The organism is Rhodococcus koreensis, from assembly GCF_017068375.1.
GTDB lineage: Bacteria > Actinomycetota > Actinomycetes > Mycobacteriales > Mycobacteriaceae > Rhodococcus_F > Rhodococcus_F koreensis.
This window is the reverse complement of record NZ_CP070609.1, coordinates 8725765-8746229: the sequence shown is the minus strand read 5'-3', so window position 1 is coordinate 8746229 and position 20465 is coordinate 8725765. Positions and strand designations below refer to the sequence as shown.

At 67.9% G+C, this 20465-nt stretch carries 22 protein-coding genes and 4 pseudogenes; 15 read left to right on the top strand and 11 right to left on the bottom strand.

Annotated elements, in window-relative coordinates:
* Positions 1–115 precede the first annotated feature (115 nt).
* Positions 116–562, bottom strand: coding sequence for a transposase (locus JWS14_RS39850; protein WP_083395521.1), 447 nt, complete (start codon positions 560–562; stop codon positions 116–118).
* Complete coding sequence (locus JWS14_RS51905) at positions 559–1188, bottom strand: hypothetical protein (protein WP_206015691.1); 630 nt, start codon at positions 1186–1188, stop codon at positions 559–561. The genes JWS14_RS39850 and JWS14_RS51905 overlap by 4 nt, the downstream gene beginning before the upstream one ends.
* An 83-nt stretch (positions 1189–1271) precedes the next feature.
* Between JWS14_RS51905 and JWS14_RS39840 the strand changes: the two genes are divergently transcribed.
* Positions 1272–1442, top strand: a complete 171-nt coding sequence (locus JWS14_RS39840) for a hypothetical protein (RefSeq protein ID WP_206015690.1) — start codon at positions 1272–1274, stop codon at positions 1440–1442.
* Positions 1443–1654: 212 nt separating this feature from the next.
* Positions 1655–2209, top strand: coding sequence for a universal stress protein (locus tag JWS14_RS39835; protein ID WP_072951525.1), 555 nt, complete (start codon positions 1655–1657; stop codon positions 2207–2209).
* Positions 2210–2355: 146 nt separating this feature from the next.
* On the opposite strand, the gene JWS14_RS39830 is transcribed toward JWS14_RS39835, so the two are convergent.
* The 7 genes from JWS14_RS39830 to JWS14_RS39800 form a co-directional block, all read right to left on the bottom strand.
* Positions 2356–2613 carry a hypothetical protein gene (locus JWS14_RS39830; RefSeq protein WP_206015689.1) on the bottom strand — a complete coding sequence of 86 codons (258 nt, stop codon included), beginning with the start codon at positions 2611–2613 and terminating at the stop codon, positions 2356–2358.
* A gap of 173 nt (positions 2614–2786) precedes the next feature.
* Positions 2787–2975 (bottom strand): hypothetical protein, encoded by a 189-nt coding sequence (locus JWS14_RS39825; protein WP_206015688.1) that lies wholly within the window; start codon positions 2973–2975, stop codon positions 2787–2789.
* A 264-nt stretch (positions 2976–3239) separates the two neighbouring features.
* On the bottom strand, positions 3240–3665 hold the full coding sequence (locus tag JWS14_RS39820) for a DUF5313 family protein (protein ID WP_072951532.1): 426 nt from the start codon (positions 3663–3665) through the stop codon (positions 3240–3242).
* Entirely contained in the window at positions 3662–5401 is a 1740-nt protein-coding gene (locus JWS14_RS39815; protein WP_206015687.1) for a SulP family inorganic anion transporter, read from the bottom strand. Before JWS14_RS39815 ends, JWS14_RS39820 begins: the two co-directional genes overlap by 4 nt.
* 251 nt (positions 5402–5652) lie before the next feature.
* Positions 5653–7569, bottom strand: a complete 1917-nt coding sequence (locus JWS14_RS39810) for a phosphoenolpyruvate carboxykinase (GTP) (protein WP_206015686.1) — start codon at positions 7567–7569, stop codon at positions 5653–5655.
* Between the two features lie 55 nt (positions 7570–7624).
* On the bottom strand, positions 7625–8506 hold the full coding sequence (locus JWS14_RS39805; RefSeq protein ID WP_206015685.1) for a Rossmann-fold NAD(P)-binding domain-containing protein: 882 nt from the start codon (positions 8504–8506) through the stop codon (positions 7625–7627).
* Positions 8507–8635: 129 nt separating this feature from the next.
* Positions 8636–9001 (bottom strand): ArsR/SmtB family transcription factor, encoded by a 366-nt coding sequence (locus JWS14_RS39800; protein ID WP_005263702.1) that lies wholly within the window; start codon positions 8999–9001, stop codon positions 8636–8638.
* A 324-nt stretch (positions 9002–9325) separates the two neighbouring features.
* Between JWS14_RS39800 and JWS14_RS50480 the strand changes: the two genes are divergently transcribed.
* Positions 9326–9574, top strand: a complete 249-nt coding sequence (locus tag JWS14_RS50480) for a hypothetical protein (RefSeq protein WP_241031610.1) — start codon at positions 9326–9328, stop codon at positions 9572–9574.
* A gap of 8 nt (positions 9575–9582) precedes the next feature.
* On the top strand, positions 9583–9996 hold the full coding sequence (locus tag JWS14_RS39795) for a DUF1275 family protein (protein ID WP_241031609.1): 414 nt from the start codon (positions 9583–9585) through the stop codon (positions 9994–9996).
* A 363-nt stretch (positions 9997–10359) separates the two neighbouring features.
* Here the strand turns inward: JWS14_RS39795 and JWS14_RS39790 are convergent, their stop codons facing one another.
* On the bottom strand, positions 10360–10698 hold the full coding sequence (locus JWS14_RS39790) for a hypothetical protein (RefSeq protein WP_206015684.1): 339 nt from the start codon (positions 10696–10698) through the stop codon (positions 10360–10362).
* Positions 10699–11133: 435 nt separating this feature from the next.
* Between JWS14_RS39790 and JWS14_RS39785 the strand changes: the two are divergent.
* The 7 genes and pseudogenes from JWS14_RS39785 to JWS14_RS50475 form a co-directional block, all read left to right on the top strand.
* Positions 11134–12548: pseudogene (locus JWS14_RS39785) on the top strand (NAD-dependent malic enzyme).
* Between the two features lie 620 nt (positions 12549–13168).
* A complete protein-coding gene (locus tag JWS14_RS39780; protein WP_206015683.1) occupies positions 13169–13795 on the top strand; it encodes a carbonic anhydrase in 627 nt (208 codons plus the stop codon).
* 381 nt (positions 13796–14176) lie between these two features.
* Positions 14177–14526: pseudogene (locus tag JWS14_RS39775) on the top strand (malic enzyme-like NAD(P)-binding protein); the annotation flags it as partial.
* A 289-nt stretch (positions 14527–14815) separates the two neighbouring features.
* A complete protein-coding gene (locus tag JWS14_RS39770; RefSeq protein WP_206015682.1) occupies positions 14816–15142 on the top strand; it encodes a hypothetical protein in 327 nt (108 codons plus the stop codon).
* Between the two features lie 324 nt (positions 15143–15466).
* A complete protein-coding gene (locus JWS14_RS39765) occupies positions 15467–16024 on the top strand; it encodes an STAS domain-containing protein (protein WP_206015681.1) in 558 nt (185 codons plus the stop codon).
* A gap of 175 nt (positions 16025–16199) precedes the next feature.
* Complete coding sequence (locus JWS14_RS51540) at positions 16200–16577, top strand: hypothetical protein (RefSeq protein WP_338051505.1); 378 nt, start codon at positions 16200–16202, stop codon at positions 16575–16577.
* A pseudogene (locus JWS14_RS50475) lies at positions 16561–16710 on the top strand (peptide transporter); the annotation flags it as partial. The gene JWS14_RS51540 and the pseudogene JWS14_RS50475, both read left to right, overlap by 17 nt.
* Here JWS14_RS50475 and JWS14_RS39755 read toward each other — a convergent pair.
* Positions 16644–17258 carry a sel1 repeat family protein gene (locus tag JWS14_RS39755; protein ID WP_206015680.1) on the bottom strand — a complete coding sequence of 205 codons (615 nt, stop codon included), beginning with the start codon at positions 17256–17258 and terminating at the stop codon, positions 16644–16646. The pseudogene JWS14_RS50475 and the gene JWS14_RS39755 overlap by 67 nt on opposite strands.
* A gap of 571 nt (positions 17259–17829) precedes the next feature.
* Between JWS14_RS39755 and JWS14_RS39750 the strand changes: the two genes are divergently transcribed.
* The 4 genes and pseudogenes from JWS14_RS39750 to JWS14_RS51900 all read left to right on the top strand — a co-directional run.
* On the top strand, positions 17830–18516 hold the full coding sequence (locus JWS14_RS39750; RefSeq protein WP_206015679.1) for a TauD/TfdA dioxygenase family protein: 687 nt from the start codon (positions 17830–17832) through the stop codon (positions 18514–18516).
* Complete coding sequence (locus JWS14_RS39745; RefSeq protein WP_206015678.1) at positions 18513–19418, top strand: hypothetical protein; 906 nt, start codon at positions 18513–18515, stop codon at positions 19416–19418. The genes JWS14_RS39750 and JWS14_RS39745 overlap by 4 nt, the downstream gene beginning before the upstream one ends.
* Positions 19419–19719: 301 nt before the next feature.
* On the top strand, positions 19720–19881 hold the full coding sequence (locus JWS14_RS39740; protein ID WP_206015677.1) for a hypothetical protein: 162 nt from the start codon (positions 19720–19722) through the stop codon (positions 19879–19881).
* A 134-nt stretch (positions 19882–20015) separates the two neighbouring features.
* Positions 20016–20447, top strand: a pseudogene (locus tag JWS14_RS51900) (DUF4158 domain-containing protein); the annotation flags it as partial.
* Between the last annotated feature and the right edge of the window lie 18 nt (positions 20448–20465).

The following is a 20465-nucleotide window of genomic DNA, read 5'->3' as shown; positions in this document are numbered from 1 at the left end:
GGTCGACAACGTGGTCGTTCTTCCCACCGATTCCAGTGTGGTTGGCGAGCATCGACATTGGCAAGGGCTGGGCGGTGGGGCGCCGGCCGGTCAGGCCAGGGCCCACACCCCGTTCTCACGGGTGAGGCCGCTGTTGACGAGGGTGCGCAGGTTCATCGATGCACATCGGGTCCGGAGCCAGGCGTCGTTCTTGCGGACGCCGAGGTATCGGAGCTTGAGACGATGGCCGTTCTTCGGTCGCGGCCCAGGCGATGATCCGCTCAACGGTCGAGCGGGTGGGATAGTCCTGCTTGAACTGCGGGGTGCGGGCCCGGGCGCGGGCGGCCCGCAGCAACTCCTCGTGCGGGTGGATGGTCATCGAACGGCCGTCTTGCGCTGTGGTGCACCGGGATCGGAGCGGGCAACCGGCGCATACCCGGCCGAAGGTCACCGTCCGCTTTGGGCTCATCGGCCTGCTGTGCCCGGCGGGGCAGGTGACGGTGCCACCGGCCTCGTCGACCGTGAAGTCGTCGAGGGTGAATCCGCCGTCCACGGCCGGGCGCAGCGGTTTGGGCTTGATCACCGTGTCGTGCCCGGCGGCCCGGTAGACGGCACGGGCTCCCCGGTACCGTAGGAGGAATCGCCGTACACCTGCAGGCCCCGGCCCTGCTGCTCGTCGGCGGCGTCGGGCTGCGGATTGTCCGCGGCATCGGCATCGGCGGTGGCGGTTTCGCTGTCCGCGGCGGTCGGAGCCGCGTCGGAATCGGTCACCGGCTCAGCGGAAACCTTCTCCTCGTCAGCAGACTGGGGCCAGGACACGGCATCGACATCGACATCGACATCGACACGGTGGTAGCGGTCGCGGGAGATCATCTGCTCGCCGACCACCGGGTCGCTGCCGGCCTCTCCGGACGCCTTGGTGAGCTCGCAGTCGGTGATCAGTCCGGTCTCCGGTTCGGCGGCCACGTGGCCGCGGAAGCCGTCCCTGCGGTTCGACTTGGACTTACGGGTGTGCCGGGTCTCGACATCGACGGTGGAGATGGCCCGGTCCGCCGCGACCTTGCGGGCAGCGCGTTCTCGGTGAAGACCATCAGCCCCACCGGGCCCGACCGCAGCAAGCGGATGCACTCGGCCGGAGAGAGCGCCGAATCCGGGGCTGTCGTGGTCATGACGGTCTCCCCCGTGCGACGGGCCCGACCAGTACAACAATCAACTCACCCCGGGGTGGTGAAACAGAGGATAAGGCCACCCCGGCAAGCCAGTCGCCGAACTCACGATCACCACACCCACATGTGCTGATCCAGCCAGGACCGGACGGGGCCCTCGTGTCCGGTGCGGCCGGGTATTTCTTCAGCCCGGTGGGCCCGATCGCAGATCGCGACGGGAAGCGTCGGCGGGCGTGGCACTGGATCTCCGCCGGAACACCCGCCTCGGGTGTCTGCACCGCCTCGCTGCGCGGCTGACTGTTCCTTTCCCGGTGCCGGTGGCCTGTGCGGCGCCTCGCATTTCGGGATCGGGTTGGGTTTGTTCACGGCGTTCCGCGGGAGATCCGGCTGGTCGTGGGTGTCGGGTGCTGGTGTGGGTACACCACCTTCGGAGCGTGGGTGTCGCGGCGGTGACCATCGGCGCCGGGAGGGGCCGGCCTCCCGTGGCCATAGGTGGTGAGGAGGAGCAGATGATCAAGAAGAAGCCCACTGCCCGGGAAGGTGTGCGGGACTGGCGGAAACCGGTGCGTGTGGACGGACCCGCGGCCGCGACCGAGCCGGCGTGTCATTTGGTGGTGGGGTTCGACCGGTATCCCGCCAGCCATCAGGCGCTGTCCTTCGCCATGGGCCTCGCGGTGCCGCTCCGTGCGTATCTGCATGTCGTCCACGTCGTGGACCTCGACGATTTTCCGGTTGAACCGGACCGGGACGATTGGGAACGGCGCATCGTCGAGACGGTCGAGCGGGAACGGACGGAGGCGTGCACCATGCTGGGTTCGCTCCCGGGGAATTGGACCTACTACTCCCATCAGGGCAACCCGGCGCACCTGTTGGCGTCGATCGCCGATGCGAATGACGCCCTGATGATCATCATCGGGCGCTCGCGGGGTGGGCTGGTGTCCGTCCTCGAGCGGGCGGTGGGCGAATCGGTGTCCTCGCACCTGATCCACCACGGCCGCCGCCCTGTTGTCCTCGTCCCCGAACACGCACCGGCACAGCGCAAGCCACGGCAGGACGCGAACTGACGCCACCGACGGCCGGGCGGCCAGTGGGGAGGTTCCGCGGTGCCCGGCGCAGGGTCCGGGCACCCGCACCGGCCACCGGCACAGGCGGGTTCCGGCCTTCACGCGCGTCCGGAGACCGGCATGGGATCTCGCTGTCCGGGGAGTGGTCAGCCGCGGGCGAGGCGGCGGACCGCGCCGCGGAGGGTGTGTTCGATCTGGGGCAGGTCGACGTCCTCGCGGGCGGTCACGGTGTTCTGGGTGGGGTTCCAGCTGATGCGGCGGTCGATCCCGGTGGCCGCGGCGGCGAGTTCGGTGCTCCACTCGCTCAGGGTCGGTTCGGGGTTGTCGACGCCTTCCCACTCGAGAATCCAGAGGGCGAGTGAGTTCCACTGCAGGTCGGTGGCGTGGATGGTGCGGGTCTTCATCGGGTCCTGGCTTCTGTTGGGTCGGTGGCTGGTTTCGGTCGGCGATCTCGGCGAGCATGGGTGGTGGTGGTTCCGGCGTCGCCGCGTCGGCGACGCCGGGAGAACGGGGGTCGGGCACGGGACTGCGAGGGAGGTGGTGGACCGCGGTCGGCCCGGGCTTCACGGGTGCGGATTTACTCGCGGTCCGGCGCTCCCACTGATCGGCGGCTCAGTGGTTTCGTGATCTGGTCCGGTTCCACCAGTTCGAAGTAGCGCGGATCGGGATTGGTTCGCGCCGCGACGATGTCGCCGTAGTTGACCATGCGGGTCGCGTCGCCGAGATGGATTCTCTCGTGGGTGCTGACGTATCGGAAATGTGGCATGCCGATCCTTCCTCGCGGGCGTGGCCGGTGACCGGGCGCACTGCCGGATGGATATGGGGTGCGCCACCACCAGATGCGCGCCGGCCCAGCTTGAGCAGTGTCGCCGAACTCCGGTTCCCGGTTCGCTCGATCCGGGAGGCGCATGCCCACCCCAGTTCACCGTCCATTCCATTTTTTCTACTTACGAAGATTAGCAATTAATCGGTTGGTAGTGAACAGGGTGCCCGCAAGACCCCCGGGGTGCACCCCGGGGGTCTTGCGGGATCAGGGGGCGGAGCGGTAGCGGGATTCGTAGGAGGCCTGTTCCTGGTCGAGTCGGCGTTGCTTGTGGAGGTTGAGGAGGCGGGGGTCGAGGCCGTGGCTGACCAACCGGTGGCGGAGGTAGATGTTCTTCAGAGCGAGAAGGAAGTACACGAACGGCAGGAACAGCAGCAGGACCATCCCGATGCGGATGATCCAGGGGCCGGGAATGAGCAGGAGCCCGACCAGGATCGGAATCAGCGGGATGAGGCAGCGGGTGGCGTAGCGGCGGGTGGCGCCGGGGCCGGTGGTGTCCGCGACGACCCACGGGTGCAGCTCGGCGGGCAGGGTGCGGCCCAGCAGGTAGCCGAGGCGTTGGCCCGCGGTGGGTTCGGGTGTTGGGGTGGGTTCGGAGGTGGGGGTCGTGTTGTCGGCGGGGTTCTCGGTCATGGTCGGTCCTCGTTCGTGGTGGGGGTGTAGTGGTGTTCGGGTCGGACGAGCATGCGGGCGTAGGCGATGGCGCGCGGGGTGGTGTCGAAGAGGTGGCGGTCTTCGCTGTCGGTGGTGGTGAACACCCCGAGGGCCTTCAGGGGGCGGAGGTGTTCGGGTTTGGCTCCGGAGATCAGGACGGTGATGTGCCGGTGCTCGAGTTTGGTGATGACGTCCTTGAGGACGATCGCACCGGTGGCGTCGATGGCGGTGATCCGCGACATCCGCAGGATCACCACCTTCACGTCGGAGACGTCGGCGAGTTCGAGCAGGAACCGGTGGGCGGCGGCGAAGAACAGGGCGCCGTCGATCCGGTACGCGACGATGTGCTCGCGGAGCAGGTCGTGTTCCTCGGCGAGGTGGTCGTCGGTTTCGAGCGGGACCTGTTCGAGGCGGGCGGATTTCGCGACCGCGCGGAGCGCGAGGACGGCGGCGAACCCGACCCCGACGGCGACCGCGGTGACCAGGTCGAAGACGACGGTGACCAGGAAGGTGGCCACCGTCACGACCGCATCGGCGCGGGTGGCTCGGGTGATGGCCAGGATCGAGGCGGTCTCGACCATCCGCGCCGTGGTCGCCAGCAGCACCCCCGCCAGGGCGGCGAGCGGGATCTGCGCGACGAGCCCCGCCGCCGAATACACGATCGCCGCGAGGAGGAGTGCGTGGGTGAGGGCGGCGAGCCGGGTGCGGGCACCGGAGCGCACGTTGACCGCGGTGCGGGCGATCGCCCCGGTGGCCGGCACCCCGCCGAACAGCGGGGCGGCGATGTTCGCCAGCCCCTGCCCGAACAGTTCCCGGTCCGGGTTGTGGCGGGCCCCGACGGCCATCGAGTCGGCGGCGGTCGCCGACAGCAGGGACTCGAGCGCCGCCAGCGCGGCGACCGCGAGGGCGGGCGCGATCAGCGAGGTCAGCTCACCGAGGTGCAGGAAACTCAGGGTGGGTGCGGCGAATCCGGCCGGAATGGCGCCGATCCGGGCGATGTCGAGGTGAAAGAGCTGCGCGATCAGGGTGGCGGCCGCGACGGCGATCAGGGAGAACGGGACGCGGGGGAGGTAGCGGCCGCCGAGGAGGATGACCGCGGCCACCGACAGTGCGGTCGCCGGGGTCAGCAGGGTGGGGGCCTGCACGAACTGATGGACGGCGTCGGCGGCGCTCTGCCACACCTTCTCCCCGGCGGCGCCGGTGATGCCCAGCGCGGCGGGAAACTGCTGCAACGCGATGACGACGGCGATCCCGGCGGTGAATCCCTCGATCACCGGGGCCGGCATGTACCGCACGGCCCGGCCCACCCCGGCGAACGCCAGGACGACCAGCACCATTCCGGCGATCAGCCCGACCGCGAGCACCCCGGTCGGCCCGTACTGGCCGACGATCGGCACCAGTACCACGGTCATCGCACCGGTCGGGCCCGACACCTGGAACCGGGACCCGCCGAACACGGCCGCCACCGCCCCGGCGATGACGGCGGTGGTCAGCCCGGCGGCGGCACCGAGGCCGGAACTGATCCCGAATCCCAATGCCAGCGGCAGCGCCACCAGCGCGACGATCAACCCGGCCAGCAGGTCCGCACCCGGGGCACCGGCCGCGGGTTTCCACTCACCCCAGCGCGGCAGCAGCGCGGCCACCGACCGCGCCACCCACACGAGGGTGCTCTCGTCCGCGTCGGCCGGGCCGGTAGGGGCGGATGGTTCTGTCATCGACGTTCCTCGGTAGTGACGGCCAGCGGGCCATCTCCTCTATAATTGCTAATGTTAGCAAGTAACCATCATGGAAAGTTGGGTGATGCGGGTAACCCCGATCACCGCCCTGCGGGGCGGATTCTGCACTGCACCGACTGCGGACGGTGGCCGGGTGTCGGCGCTGCGGGCCAATGGTTTGCGCCCGAACGGCATTCGGGCTGAGCCCGGGTCTGCCGAACGCCGACCGGGGCACGCACCGGTGGACGCTGTCAGAAGCAGGGCTGCGACCACCGGGATTCCCCGCCCCCGGGCGCTAGGTCGCGTCGGGGATCGGTGGTGGCGGCGTGGCGGGACGCGGCCGCGGCGAGCCGCTGCCGCAGGGCGGCGAGTTCCTCGCGCAGGACGTCGGGCAGCCTGTTGCCGCCGATGCTGGCGAACCACTGGTCGATCAGCCGAAGTTCGGTGACCCATTCGGTGGGGTCCACCCGCAGCGCGGCGGCGATCTTGATGTGGTCGAACTTCAGGCCCGTCAGGTCGAGGTCGCCCGGGGTGGGCACGTTGCCGAGCGGGGTCGCCTCGGCTTCGGCGGTGCCCTCGATCCGCCGCAACGCCCACTCGAGGACCCGGGAGTTCTCCCCGAAGCCGGGCCAGAGGAATTCGTCGTCATCGCCGCGACGGAACCAGTTGACGTAGAAGATCTTCGGCAACAGCTCCGGGCTTGTCTTCTCGCCGATGTCGAGCCAGTGCTGGAAGTAGTCGCCGACGTGGTAGCCGAGGAACGGCAGAATCGCCATCGGGTCGCGGCGCACCACACCGACCCGCCCGGTGGCGGCGGCGGTGGTCTCCGAGGACAGGGTGGCGGCCAGGAACACCCCATGCCGCCAACTCAATGCTTCGGTGACCAGCGGGATGGTGGTGGCGCGGCGGCCGCCGAAGAAGATCGCCGAGATCGGCACCCCGGCCGGATCGTCCCATTCGGGGGCGACGGTCGGGCACTGTCCGATCGGGGTGCAGTACCGGGAGTTCGGGTGCGCCGCAGCCTCTCCGGAGGCCGGGGTCCAGTCCCGTCGTTTCCAGTCCGTCAGGTGCGGCGGCGGCGTGTCGGTCATCCCTTCCCACCAGATGTCACCGTCGTCGGTGAGGGCGACGTTGGTGAAGATCGAGTTACCCCGCGCGATGGTGGCCATGGCGTGCGGGTTGGTGTGGACGCCGGTGCCGGGGGCGACGCCGAAGAACCCGGTCTCCGGGTTGACCGCGTAGAGCCGGCCGTCGTCACCGAACCGGAGCCAGGCGATGTCGTCGCCGATGGTTTCGGCGGTCCACCCGCCCAGGGTGGGGTCGAGCATCGCCAGGTTGGTCTTGCCGCAGGCCGACGGGAACGCCGCCGCGACATAGCGCACCGTGTGTTGAGGGGAGGTGAGTTTGAGGATGAGCATGTGCTCGGCCAGCCAGCCCTCGTCCCTGGCCATCTTCGACGCGATCCGCAGCGCGTAGCACTTCTTGCCGAGCAGGGCGTTGCCGCCGTAGCCGGAGCCGTAACTCCAGATGGTGCGCTCCTCCGGGAAGTGGGAAATGTACTTGGTGTGGTCGCACGGCCACGGCACGTCCACCTGACCCGGGTACAGCGGGGCGCCGACCGAGTGCAGGCATCGGACGAAGTCGGTGCCCGCGGTGAGCCTGTCCCAGACCGGGGTGCCGGAGCGGGTCATGATCTGCATCGACACCGCCACGTACTCCGAATCCGTGATCTGGACCCCGAACTTCGGCTCCGCCGCATCGAGGGGGCCCATGCAGAACGCGATGACGTACATGGTCCGCCCGGCCATCGCGCCGCGGTAGTGCTCGGTCATCACCGTCTTCATATCGACCGGGTCCATCCAATTGTTCGTCGGACCCGCGTCCGCCTGGAACCGGGAGCAGAGGAAGGTGCGGTCCTCGACCCGCGCCACGTCCTCCGGGTCGGAGGCGCACCAGAACGAGTTCGGTTTGCGCTCCAGTCGCACGAAGGTGCCCTTGTCCACCAAGTGCGTGGTCAGCCGGTCCCACTCGCCGGCGCTGCCATCGCACCACACCACCTCGTCCGGTGCCGTGAGGGCGGCGACCTCGTCCACCCAGGACACGACGGCGGGATGCGCGGTCGGGGCCCTGCCGGCGCCGGCAGGGCCGGGGGCGGTGGGGGTGCTCACGGGTGTTCTCCTCACAAGAATGCGATATGCGCTGCTTGCGGCGCGGTGCGTTCGATCACCGCTGCTGATCGCGATACGGGACGGGATGGCCGAGGGCCCGGCTCACGTGGCGGGCGACCGCGGGCACCAGCCGCCGGTCATCGAGAGACGGCAGCATCCGATCGGCGGGGGTGATCAGCGCCAGCGCACGCACGCACGCGGCCACCACCTCGACCGTCACGGTCCGCACACCGTGTCCACACAGCGCGGCGAGCAGCCCCGGCAGCACCAGGGAGCCATGGACGAAGCCGTCGGCGGGGACCGTCACCGTGCGACCGACTGCCGCACCGTCGGGGGCGCAGCCGGCGAGATCGACCAGGACATCGTTGTGGTCCATCAACCGACGCAACGGGAACGCCTCGGCATCACGCTCGTGCCAGCTGCTCAGATCCCCGACCCCGGAGGCGATCAACACCGGCGCCAGCAACGGCGCCCACTGGGAGTTGGTGATCACGACCCGGCCGGCGCGCGGCGGCACGCCGCGGCGACGCAACAGGGTGATCGTCGCCGCCACCACCGCCGCCGTCAGCACGTCCAGTTCGGTGAGGACCACGGGCCCGCCGCGCTCGATCACCTCACGCGCCACCGCCGCGGAGTCCACCGGCCCCAACCCGACCACGAACACCGCCGACACCCCACCCGGGAGCCCCAGGACGCGCTCGGTCAGCACGTGCGGGTCGCGAGTGGTCACCGGAACGCAGAGCGGGCGCATCGGTGTCCGCTCCCGGATGAGCGCCGCATAATCCTCCATCGCGACCCACGGCGACCGGGTCCGCGCCGACCCGGCTGTGCGCGAGCCGGTGGTGGACACCGCGACGACGGCAACGCTGACTCCCGTCAAGACCGGACCGGCGCCGTCGGGCAGACCGCTGGCACCACCGTCGTGATTGTTCGTCACCGCCCACTTCTCCTTTTCTCTTTCCCGATCGAGGGCGTCCCATGCCACCCGTATTCGCACGATGTACGCACTTAAGAAAATTCGCAACCAACATATGCAATGAGGGAGTCCTGCCTTGGTGGGCCCCCGTCAGCCCCCGGTTTCACCCACCAAGGCAGGAGGTTCGGACACGTCCTCGAGTACCTCGGCCTGCCCGGCCACCACCCCGGTCAAGATCCCCCGCGCAACGCGTAGCAGCTCAGCGATGCGGGGAGAGGTCAGCGCGTAGGACACCGATAGGCCCTCGCGGCGGGCGGTGACCAGGCCGGCCCGGCGCAGGATCGACAGCTGCTGGGACAGGTTCGCCGGCTCGATGCCCACCTCGGGCAGCATCTCGGACACGGCGTGTTCGCGTTCGCTGAGCAGCTCGAGGACCCGGATGCGGGCCGGGTGCCCCAACGTTTTGAAGAAGTCCGCCTTCATCTGATACAGCGGTTGGCGCGAGTTCGCGGTCATGGCTCCTCCTGTCGTCCGGGTCGAGCCAGCGGCGGCGAGATACGTGTCGCGCTCGCCGCGGCGCCGGGCCTGCTGCCCCGCCTGCAACCCGCAACTCCGGCAAGTTGTGTTACTTGCGAATCTTAGCAATTTACTATTGTTCGTGCTGCGGAGCCGCCGCCCGAATCGGCTCGTCGTGGATCGCTTCGCGCCGGGCGCACCCGCACCGGTGGAGATGGTGCGAAAGATCCCCTCGGCGGCGTCGACCGTCCCGGTCAACGGAGGCCGCCTCGCCCCCATACAGTCTCCGCTACCGGTAACCGACGGGTGGGTGAAGCGCGCCGAATGAGCACAACCAATGCGGAGATGACCATGCGACCGTGGCCACGACGAGCCGTCGAGACCGCGATCGCGATGCACGTCGGATTCGTCGACGCCTTCGGGTTCGTCCTGCTGGGCGGTTTCTTCGTCTCCTCGATCGAAGCCACCACCACCCGGGCCGGCGTCGCCCTCGCCGGCGGCACGTGGTTCGTCCTCGGACTCGGAGGGCAATCCTTGCCGGGTTCCTCATCGGCATCGTCCTCGCCGGCGTGATAGGCCGCATGTGGCCTCGCGCGCGCCTGACACGGGTACTGATCCTCGCGGCGGTTCTCCTCGCGGCGGCCGGCGTACTGCACGCCGCCACCACCGCAACTCCGGCCCTGATCGGATTCGTTCTGGCCCTCGCCATGGGCGCCGAAAACACCCTGCTCGACACCGGCGGCCTGCTGGTCGAGACCGCGTGGGGGCTCACCGACCGCCTCCTCGGCACGGCACCCCACCATCGATGGATTCGATCCCTGCGGCTCTGGGGTGCCGTCGTCGTGGGAGCGGCCGTCGGCGCCTACGCATACCGGATGTTCGCGTTCAATGCGCTGTGGATCGCCGTCGGGGCCGCGCCCGTTGCCGCGACCGTCGTCAGGAACATCCCCACCGGCCCGGCGGAACCAGTCGGCCCGTACGGGCTGGAAAGCTAGTGGACGCACCGCCGATCGATCAGGGCATGTCGCCCCTCGCCGACGCGGCGTGCTGGGAGGCTCTGGAGCGCGGTGACCCCGCAGCCTTCGGTGACCAGTCTCCGGGTTCCGGGTGCACCGCGTTCGGGTACGCCCGCACCGACGCGGAGGGCGTGTCGGCACACCTGACCGTGTCCTGGGTCGTGTGTGGTCCATCAATGAGCCGCACACGGCCCGGCCCCCTGACACGATGCACGAAGACCGGCATTCGAGCGGGTCACGGAACCGGGGCGCCCCCGGGCTGCGCCCCGCGTCCTGAAACGCTGCCGGACCCCACTCGGCGCAGGACTCGAATCCCTCGATACCTCTGCCCGCGACGGCCCCTTACCCGGGTGTCGGCCGGTGCGCGCGCCGGATCGTGCCGGCTGGTCTGCCGGTGGTCCGGGGGACCAGTCCGAACGCGAAGCTGTCCTCGGTGTCGGGGAAACAGAACGCGAGAGCCTGCGCGTCGAACAGGGCGAACCACTGCGTCCAGGAAATGTGTTCGAGCCCCGATCCCGGGCGCAGACCGACAAAATCGATCCGCAGCACCGTCGCCACCGACCCGGGGCGGGCCGGACGGTCCGAGATCGTCGCGGGTGCCCCGTGATGGTGCTGAATCCAGCAGCGGATCCGTTCGTGGTCGGTACTGACCTCGATCTGTGGATACTGGTGTGCGGTCATGTCCGCTCCCGCCTTCCCGGTGACCGTTCGCGGTGTCCGGCACCGCGGAGGTCACTGCACTCGGGTGTGTTCGCGCCCGGCGCCCGGTTGCCGCGCGCCTTCCTTCATCCTGCTCTCCCCAGCTCGGGCGCGGCGGGCATCGTGTCGCCGGGCTTGACGACCGGGCGCCCACGCACGAGGCCTTCCGAGCCCGGTGGGAGTTGCCGCCACCGCACCCGCCACACGGAGCCGTCCCCGCACCGACGTAACGAGCGGAATCCCCCGCCGCGCCGATCAGCACCACGACGTCGGGGACGTGCCCGGACCCTCTTGTCCGGGTCGGAACACGCCGCGCAGACTGAAGATGGTGCGGCGCGGCCGGTGTGCCTGCCATTCGGGCAGCCCGGTGACCTGCCGGCACCTGCTCGTCGTCACGCGGTAGTCCAGGAGATTCCCATGCCCAGTCCCAGCCCCGGCTATTCGATCACCGTCCGCGTCCACGCACCGGTCGGCGCGGGCACCCCGTCCACGTTGGCGGCCGCGATCGCGTCGGTGAAGGGCGCGATGACGGCACTCGATGTGGCCGAGAGCCACCCCGACCACATGGTCATCGACCTCACCTGCGACGCCTCGGACGCCGCGCACGCCGACCAGATCGCGACCGCGATCGCCGAGGTTCCGGGGGTGATCGTCGGCAAGGTCAGCGACCGCACCTTCCTTCTGTATCTGGGCGGCAAGCTGTATCTGGGCGGCAAGCCGTGGTGAACCCGACGGTTCCGCTCACACACCGCGACGACCTCTCCCGCGCCTACACCCCCGGCGTCGCCCGGGTGTGTACCGCCATCGCCGAACACCCCGAGGACGTGCGCCGGTTGACGATCAAACGCAACACCGTCGCCGTGGTCACCGACGGGTCCGCGGTCCTGGGATTGGGCAACATCGGTGCCGCGGCGTCGATCCCGGTGATGGAGGGCAAGGCGGCACTGTTCAAACAATTCGCCGGCGTGGACGCCTGGCCGGTCTGCCTGGACACCCAGGACCCGGATGCCATCGTCGAGATCGTTCGCGCCCTGGCGCCGGTGTACGGTGGCGTCAACCTCGAAGACATCTCCGCCCCACGGTGTTTCGACATCGAGGCGCGGCTGCGCGGAATCCTCGACATTCCGGTGTTCCACGACGACCAGCACGGCACCGCGATCGTGGTCCTGGCCGCCCTGACCAACGCGCTGCGCGTGGTCGGCAAGACGCTCGCTAGGGCTCGGATCGTGGTCTCGGGTGTCGGCGCCGCCGGGCACGCCGTCATCCGGTTGCTCGTCGCCCAGGGCGGCACGAACATCATCGGCTGCGGGCGGCGGGGGATCGTGTCACCCGATGACACCGCCGACGAATTTCGTACCTGGATCGCCGAGCACACCAATCCGGAGGCTCGGACGGGATCACTGCGGGACGCGCTGGTCGGGGCGGACGTGTTCATCGGGGTCTCGGCGCCGAACATTCTCACGGGCGAGGACATCGCGGCGATGGCCAACGACTCGATCGTGTTCGCACTCGCCAATCCGGTCCCGGAGGTCGATCCGGTCGCCGCGGGTGAGCATGCCGCCGTGGTGGCCACCGGCCGGTCGGACTTTCCGAACCAGATCAACAACGTCCTCGCCTTCCCAGGGGTGTTCCGTGGTCTGCTCGACGCGCACGCGGTCGATATCACCGACGAGATGCTGATCGCCGCGGCCCGCGCGATCGCCGACAGGGTGTCGCCGTCCGAGCTCAATGCCACCTACATCGTGCCGAGCGTGTTCGACGCGGGTGTCGCGCCGGCGGTCGCGGCGGCGGTGCGTCAGGTGGCCGAACGAGGGCGGCAGCCGCAGAACTGAGCCCAGTCGCTCCTGCATGTACTCGAAGGTGGCCAACAGGCCCGCGCCGCCACGCAGAACCACGGCGCCACAGCATTAACCCGTGCATAGAGTCACGAACGGCGATCGATGTCGACATAGGCGCAGGTGGCGGTCTCCGGCTCTCGAAATGAGCCTTCAGCAGTCTGCCGGGACCAACCGATCGAGCCGACAACTCCACCGATACCTGCCGGGAGCGTCCGGCAGGGCTGCGTCCCGTCGTCGGTGGCATTCCCTGCGCGGACATCTGAGAGTGCGTACTCGGTCCGGTCCGCAAGTAGTACGCACCGTACTACTGCATCCATCAGTACTGCATCCACCCCCCGCACGATCGGGTTGATGCGCCCGGCGAGACCGGCGAAGGTGTGGCCGGTGGGCCAGTGCAGCCGCCAGGACCGCACGTGCGCACTGATCCTCTTCCAGGGCGTCCCTTGCTGACCTCTATGCCTTCGATGCGTGGAGACCCCTACCAGCTGATCAGTACCGAGGCGTCGCCCGCCACTTCCTCCTCACACGTCCCGTCGCCGAGGCGCGAACCGGAGTTTCCGTCGCCGTAATGTTCCCGCCGAGCAGGCGCAACAGGCCGGGTGCACGATAACCGCATGCCCCACTCCAATCCGGTTGCCGCGTGGAAAACCCTCCGCCAGGGTAACGAGCGCTTCGTCAGCGGAGTCTCGATCCACCCCGGCCAGGGAATCGCCGACCGCGCGCAGCTCGACGCCGAACAGCACCCCACCGCGGTGGTGTTCGGATGCGGAGACTCACGTGTCGCCGCGGAGATCATCTTCGACCAGGGCCTCGGTGACATGTTCGTCGTCCGAACGGCCGGCCACGTCCTCGACGACGCCGTGCTCGGTTCCATTGAATACGCGGTGCAGATCCTCGACGCGCCCTTGATCGTCGTGCTGGGTCATGACGGTTGCGGCGCCGTGAAGTCCACGCTGGACGCGCTGGACAAGGGCAAGGTCCCGGACGGCTTCATCCGCAGCATCGTCGAACGGGTGGCGCCGTCGATCATGGTGGGTCGCAAAGAGGGCCTCACCACCGTCGACGAACTCGAAGGCCGCCACGTCGTGGAGACCGGGGCTCTCCTGATGGAGCGTTCGCGCATCATCGCCGATCGCGTCGGAAGTGGTGCCTGCGCTATTGCCGGCGTCACCTACAGGCTGTCCGACGGCCGGATGCACCTGCAGGGAGGGGTCGGAGACATCGGCGAGCTCCGCGACTGACGTGACACGCCGAACCCGCTGAGTAGCTGGGCTGCTGGGCTCGATGTGCTGCTCGACGCCCGCGTTGGTCGTTCCCGGACCGAGCACTGGATAGGCCGGAGCTGCGTCGACGGTCCGGGAAGGTTTGCGGTGTTTCCGGGTTGTTCACTCTGAATCGGAAGCGGGGTGCGGAGGGGGTTGCCTTACCTTCGCGCAGGAATCTCCTCTCGGACAAGCCGAATACGCGATGAAAATCGCTGTCTGCTCATGCTGTGCTGGCCCTGGTGTACCCGTTCTTTCGGGCGATCCTCGGGTCACCGAATCCCGGTGACCCCGGGGACGGTCGTGGAGCTGGGAATCGGACCGAAAGCCTCACCGGAGGGCCGGTGACGGCGGAACGGCGCCGGGCACGTCGTCATCAGGTTGCTCGTCGCCCAGGGCGGGACCCCCATCGCGTGCGGGCGGAAGGGGATCCTGTCGCCTGACGACACCGCCGACGATTCCATCGTGTTGGCGCTCGCCAACCCGGTCCCCGAGGTCGACCCGGGTCGCGGCCGGCGAGCACGCCACAGTGGTGGCCACCGAACGGTCGGATTTTCCCAACCCGATCAACAACGTGCTCGCATTTCCCCGGGGTGTTTCGTGGACTGCTCGACGCGCACGCAGTCGGCATCACGGATCAGATGCTGATCGCCGCGGCCGGCGTGATCGCCGAGTCGGTGTCGCCGTCCGAACTCAATACCACGTATATCGCGACCAATCCATCGCTCTAACACGATGATTCCCCCGGTGATGACCGCGAGGGGCAACCGAGCAGAAAGGCCCCGGCGTGGGAGATCGGCATCCCGCCGACCACACGCTGATACGGGACCAGCCCGATCGCGACGGCGATCAGACCGCCGAGCAGCTACGGTCCGAGGCTCGACCTCAGGAACCCAGGCATCTCGAACGGGCGAGGTGGGCCGGCACCGGACTTCGCGAATGGTTGTTGCGCAACGCTATTCGGATTGCGGCAACTTATATCATGTCAATTTGATCCGTATGACACTCTTGCCCACCGATTTTCAATGCCCAACGGGCGCGGTCCCGGTGGCGTCCAGGAACCGGAACCGGGCCGGCCCCGAACCCGGTCGGCCCGGTCTCATACCTTCCTTCTCGCTGGAGTGGCCCCGTCGGCGGATCCGGCGTCTGGCCGACCAGTTGAGTCGGTTGCTCGCCGACGGTGATCTGGCCGGATTGCGGGCCGCGCTCACCCGAATCGTCTCTGCGGACGGTCTGGACCGCCACATGCGCACCGCGCTGCTGATGTGTCTGTCCGGTACGGTCGCCGCCCGGGTGTCTGATCGCACGGCAGCAGCGCCGACCTGATCCGCCCCACCATCGACACACATCGCCCGCCGGCATGGCGCTGGCCGCCGATCCCGCCTGGTGCGCGTGCGTCGCCGCCCTGTCCACCCACGTCTGGCTACTCAACCTGCACGCGCCCCTTGACATCGTGCACGGGACGGTAAGAACCCTCACGTGTGCAGGGTTTCTTCTGCGGGACGGCGCGTTATCTTCTGATCTGAGGTTGAGACCACAGCCTGGTAGACACTGCCCGCCACCGGTTCGGGATCGTCGGCCCATGTGTCGAAGACCCTCGTTGCAGGGTTCGGTGCGGTTCCGCAGCCGGTCACACTCCGGGAGCCACCCATGGCCTATTTTCGCTCCATCTTCGATTCTCCCGAACTGGTGCAGTCCTCGTTGTCCGAAACCGACCGGTGGGACAACGCCGATCCCGGTGAACCCGGATTTCGCATCGACATCGACGAACCCACCGGCGGCCCCGGGGTGATCCGGGTGCGCGGCGATATCGACGTCGTCACCGCCCCGATACTGAACGCCTGCCTCGCCGAGGCGGTGCTCACCGGTCGCAGCGTGGTCGTCGACCTCCTGCACGTTCCGTTCATCGGATGCGCCGGACTGGCCGCACTCGACGGCGCCGCCACCCGGTTGTCCGAGCAGCGATGCCGCCTGACCGTCGCCTCCCTGGCCGGCCTGCACTCGACCCTGGACCGGATCGGAATCGGCGCAGCGGTGCGCTGCTTCGACACCGTCGCCGAAGCATTCCACGCCGCACTCGCACACCCTGCTACCACGGCAGAACGTGCACCGACGTTTCCGATCCTCGACCGACCGCGTTCACCGCTCTGCTCCCTCACCGCCCTCCCCTCCAGCGCGGGCCTCGACCGGAAAGGCATCGCCCGATGACCAACCAGGCTCCTTGCTCACCCCCTCGGTCCGCGTGGTCGACCACGTGGATCAAGCAGCACCTCGATCGCATGGACCGCGGCGACCACGGCCGCGAGGTCGGGACCATGGATGCGGACGCGGCACGGCCGACGCAGAAACAGCGATACCCGTGGGAACCACTCAGGTGAATCGGATGGTGGCGTTCGAAGTGCGGTGGTGCGCCCATGGCGGCGGCCCCGCTGAGACGATCATGGCCGATTTCGGCATGGACGCCGCGGCCTTCTTCCGGCAGCTGACCGAATATCTGGAGAATTCCCCGCCCACTCCCCTGCGCCCCGACGTGGTTGAGCGGATGAAGGGCCGTTACGCGGCGGCGCCTCTGGCTGGCCACCTGACAGGCCCGGAAACCGGGTCTGACATGTCGAACGACCCGAATCACGGCGAACCGTCCTGTGTACCGTTCCGTCCGCGTGGCGACTGCGGTGACGATCGGGCGCCGATCTTGGGGAATCGTGGCCTCGCTTCGGCAGTCACGGATCTCGGATTACCGGACCCGGGACGACCTCGGTGACCTGGCCGATCTGGTCTCGATCACCGATACCCAGCTGCAGCCTGCCTTGGTGGTCACCCGGGACGCCTACCTGCGGCTGTACCCGGACGACGAAACCAAGATCAGGCTGGCACGGTGGGTCGTCATCAACGGGAGCTCGGGCGGCTCGAGCTGGGTGGCGAGCAGGATGCCGAGATTGTTCATGGCGTCGGTGTGGCCGGCGTCGGCGGCGCGTTCGTACCAGTGCCGGGCGGCGCCGAGGTCTGCGATGACCCAACCGGAAGCCGACCGGGGCGCGATCGCGCGGGAGTTCATGGACGAGATGGGCTTCACCGAAACCTCCGGCCGCTCCCCGCCCCTGGGTCGCGGTTCGCGGTTCGCCACGGCCTGTCCGCGAATGGAAATGACCGCAACCACATCGCCGCCTCCGCGGTGCGCGAGGATGGCACGAAGGTCGACCTCTACCGCGACTGGAGGCGTGCCAGCGAGACTGTGAATATGCTCGAACATAAGCACGCGTTGAAAGTGCTCGAGCCTCGCAACGCCGAGACCGGTGAGCGTGGCTACCACCGCGCCGAGTTGCACCGCGCCGCCCGCGAAGGTGCAACCGAGTTGGACCGAGAACTCCCCGCGCGCCGGGTGCGGGCGTGCGCGGCCGCATCGAAAACGGAAGCTGAGTTCGTGCGACGTCTGCGGGGGCAAGGGTTGATTGTGCGTCCACACCTGGCATCCGGCCGCAACGACGTCGTCGGCGGCGACAAGGTCGCGGTGCGCCCGTCGAAGGAGCACGGTGCGAAGCGGCGGCGGCCATCTCGCAAAGGACTTGTCGCTGCCCCGCCTGCGGAAGGAATGGGAAAGGCTCCCCCACCGCATCCGAGGCGGTCGCGGAGTGGAACGTCGCCCGCCGCGACATGCCCTCCACCAAGAACTGCCGCGCCGAACGCACTCAGCCGGAGGCGTCGGCCGGAGGCGTCGGCCGGAGGCGTCGGCCGGAGGCGTCGGCCGGAGGCGTCGGCCGGAGGCGTCGGCTGAAGCCACGGGGAGCGTTGATCCGGCGCTCGCGGCCGCGTATGACGCACGTCGACTGGCGGCATTGGACGCCCCCAGTAACCCGCGGGAGGCGCCGCAGCCGAGCAGCTCCCCTGTCCCTGCGAAACTGACTCCTCGCCCGGGCGCATCCGCTCGGAATGGTCGATCTTCGGATCACGACCGCGGGTGATTAAGGCAACGAACCCGGGCGGAACGCCCGTAGAAGAAGAAGGGGATATCGCGCTTGTCCGACTCACCGATACGCGATGCAGCGACAAAGAGCATTTATGAGCGGGGGCTCGAAGAGGCCGCCAGAGCAGGTTGGGCAGTTATAGCGGGGACTATCGAGGGAATGTGCGGGTTCGTCGACCAGTCGGAGCATTACTCGACGACCAAGGCCCGGACTACCGACAACGTAATCAGTGAGCTGCGACCGACCGGATCCGAATCGGCTGAGCCGCGTTCATTGAGCAAGATCCACGGGTCGAAAGCTCTCCCGCTGCACACCGACGGCGCCCACTTGCCGGAGCCTCCCAAGTACGTCGTCCTGGAATCAGGGAGTGAGGTCACCGACGACGTCTCGGAAACGTTCGTAGCAAGGGCAAACCCTCTGTTCACCGGTCGATCCGAGCGTGCAGATTGGAGTAACGGAATCTTCCTGGTCGATGGTGGCGCCCAAAACCTCTTTTACGCGTCGGCCTACTCAGGGCACTACGTGCGATTCGACCCAGGATGCATGACACCTGCCGACGCCCGTGCACGCCGGGTGTGTCGGTTAGTTCGCGGGACCGAACCCGACTACGTCCATCGTTGGGGTGATCCGGGGAAACTATTGATCCTCGACAATCACCACGTTCTCCATGGTCGAGACGCATCCGATGCGCCGCACAAAGTGCTCCGTAGGATCCTCGTCAGTCAGGAGACCCGGTGATTGCACCGTTTGAGTACCGCGCACTCTGGGTGAAGTCGGTGAACTTCATCAACAAGGCGTTGGATCCCGAGCTCGGTCCCGATGAGCAAGGATTCTGGGCTTCCTCTGCCCTCGAACTGTTGGGGAAGGCCACGCTTGCGAAGATCCACCCCACGTTGATCGCCGACATCCGTAACAACGACCGAGACCGAGGAGGGGACTCTCTTCTCGCCGCGGCCGGCGCGATTCGGTCGTCGGGTGACTTCGTATCGATCGCGGCGACAACGGTGTATTCCCGGTGCGCCAGAGTGGTGCAAGGATTCGATGCCGGGCGCGCCGGCCTGGTAGCGCGGGATCGCAACGCCTATGTCCACTCCGCGTCGGCGATCCGTGTAGACGACACGTGGTGGGATCGGTTCTGGCCGCTCGTGAGTCTCTTGCTGGCGTCGCAGGAGCGGCATCTCGAAGAGTACGTAGGCGTCGATCGCCGCGAGGAAATTGAATCGGTGCTCGCACGAGCGAACAAACACGCCCAACAACGCTTGACGACCCTCATCAAGGTCGCCAAAGAACGTCACGAGCGACTGCAACGAGGTGAGGCTACCGAGCGCGAGCGAGCAGACATCGGAACCAGAACCCGCGTGATGGCCTCCTACGCGGAAAGCCACCGGTGTCCCGCATGCGGGGGACAGGGATGGATCTACGGGGATCAGACACTCGACTCGGACTACATAGGTTCGACAACCCCGTCCGGAGATTACGTTGGCTTCATTCGGGAGGTTGCGACCGACGGATTCGCCTGCGGTGACTGCGGCTTGGTTCTCTCGGACAAATCTCTGGTAGAACACGCGAACATGCCTCTGGAGTTCGAGATCGAAGACGACGAATCCGACTACTTAGAGCCCGAGTACGGCAACGACTAACCCCGTAGCACTCTGCCATCGGCACCCGTCGTACTCCAGAAAAGTCCCTTTGCCGGCACCGCCGCGTCCATGACCCATCCGATGGGCGCGGTGCCTATCGTCGCGGACATCGTGGATGCTCATCCGCCGACTCCAGATATCCACCGTATTCGATCGATTGCGGCCCAAAGGGCTCCTCTCCGACTCCGGCCCGAAACTGCCGATGAGCTGTGGAGCAACTCCCCATGCGCAGCGTACGACTCCGTACACTTACTGAGCAGGAGCGTCAGTACATCGCCGACAAGGTTCCGAGGCGGCAGCCGTGGTGAAGCAGCGAAGCGATAGGTCGCAAGAAGTACTCGGCGCCGTCCTCGGCGTCATCAGAACGATGGCCGGGGCAGTGGTCGGCGGCGGGATCGCCCTGGCGTTCGTGATCGGAGCCGTTGCGAGTGGCCCTCACGAGAGCGATCCGTGGGGCGAGTAGTCGCCAAGTAGGGCACTGCGTAGTTTCCAGCGAAAAAACAACGATTGCGTGAGAGTGATGCCCCACTGACGACCCGGTCTCGTTCTGCCCGTCTCGACGGCCGGGCGGTGAGGGGGCCGGGGTGGCGACGCGCTATGTGTTCACCGGAGGAGGAGTTGACACAATTTCGGGGATTCCCGGAGATCACCTGTGCGGCGTCGAGCCGCCATGTCACACCGACCGGGGCGGATGAGAGAGTAAAGCGCCAGTTTTCTGGTGCCGCAACCGTTTTGGGCGCAGCCGTGCAGCTGTGCGCGCTGCCGTGGCTGGGGTTCGCGCCCGCCGAGGTGCGAGCCGCACCGGAGGTGGCGGTGGCGCGGCCGGCCAACCGACTGGAGTTACCGGTCGACGAGTTGGCCGGCCATGCCGTCCGGGAGCAGACCCTCACCGATCACCTTCGGGAGATCCTGTATTACAGGCGGCCGGCGCACCACCGATATGGCCGAGTGGAAGGAACTATCGACGAGTTTCCGTTCGCCCGGGCGATGGAGCACGATTCGCCGAAGCTGCTGTTCGGTCGAGCGTGCGAGTACCTATCCTCGTCG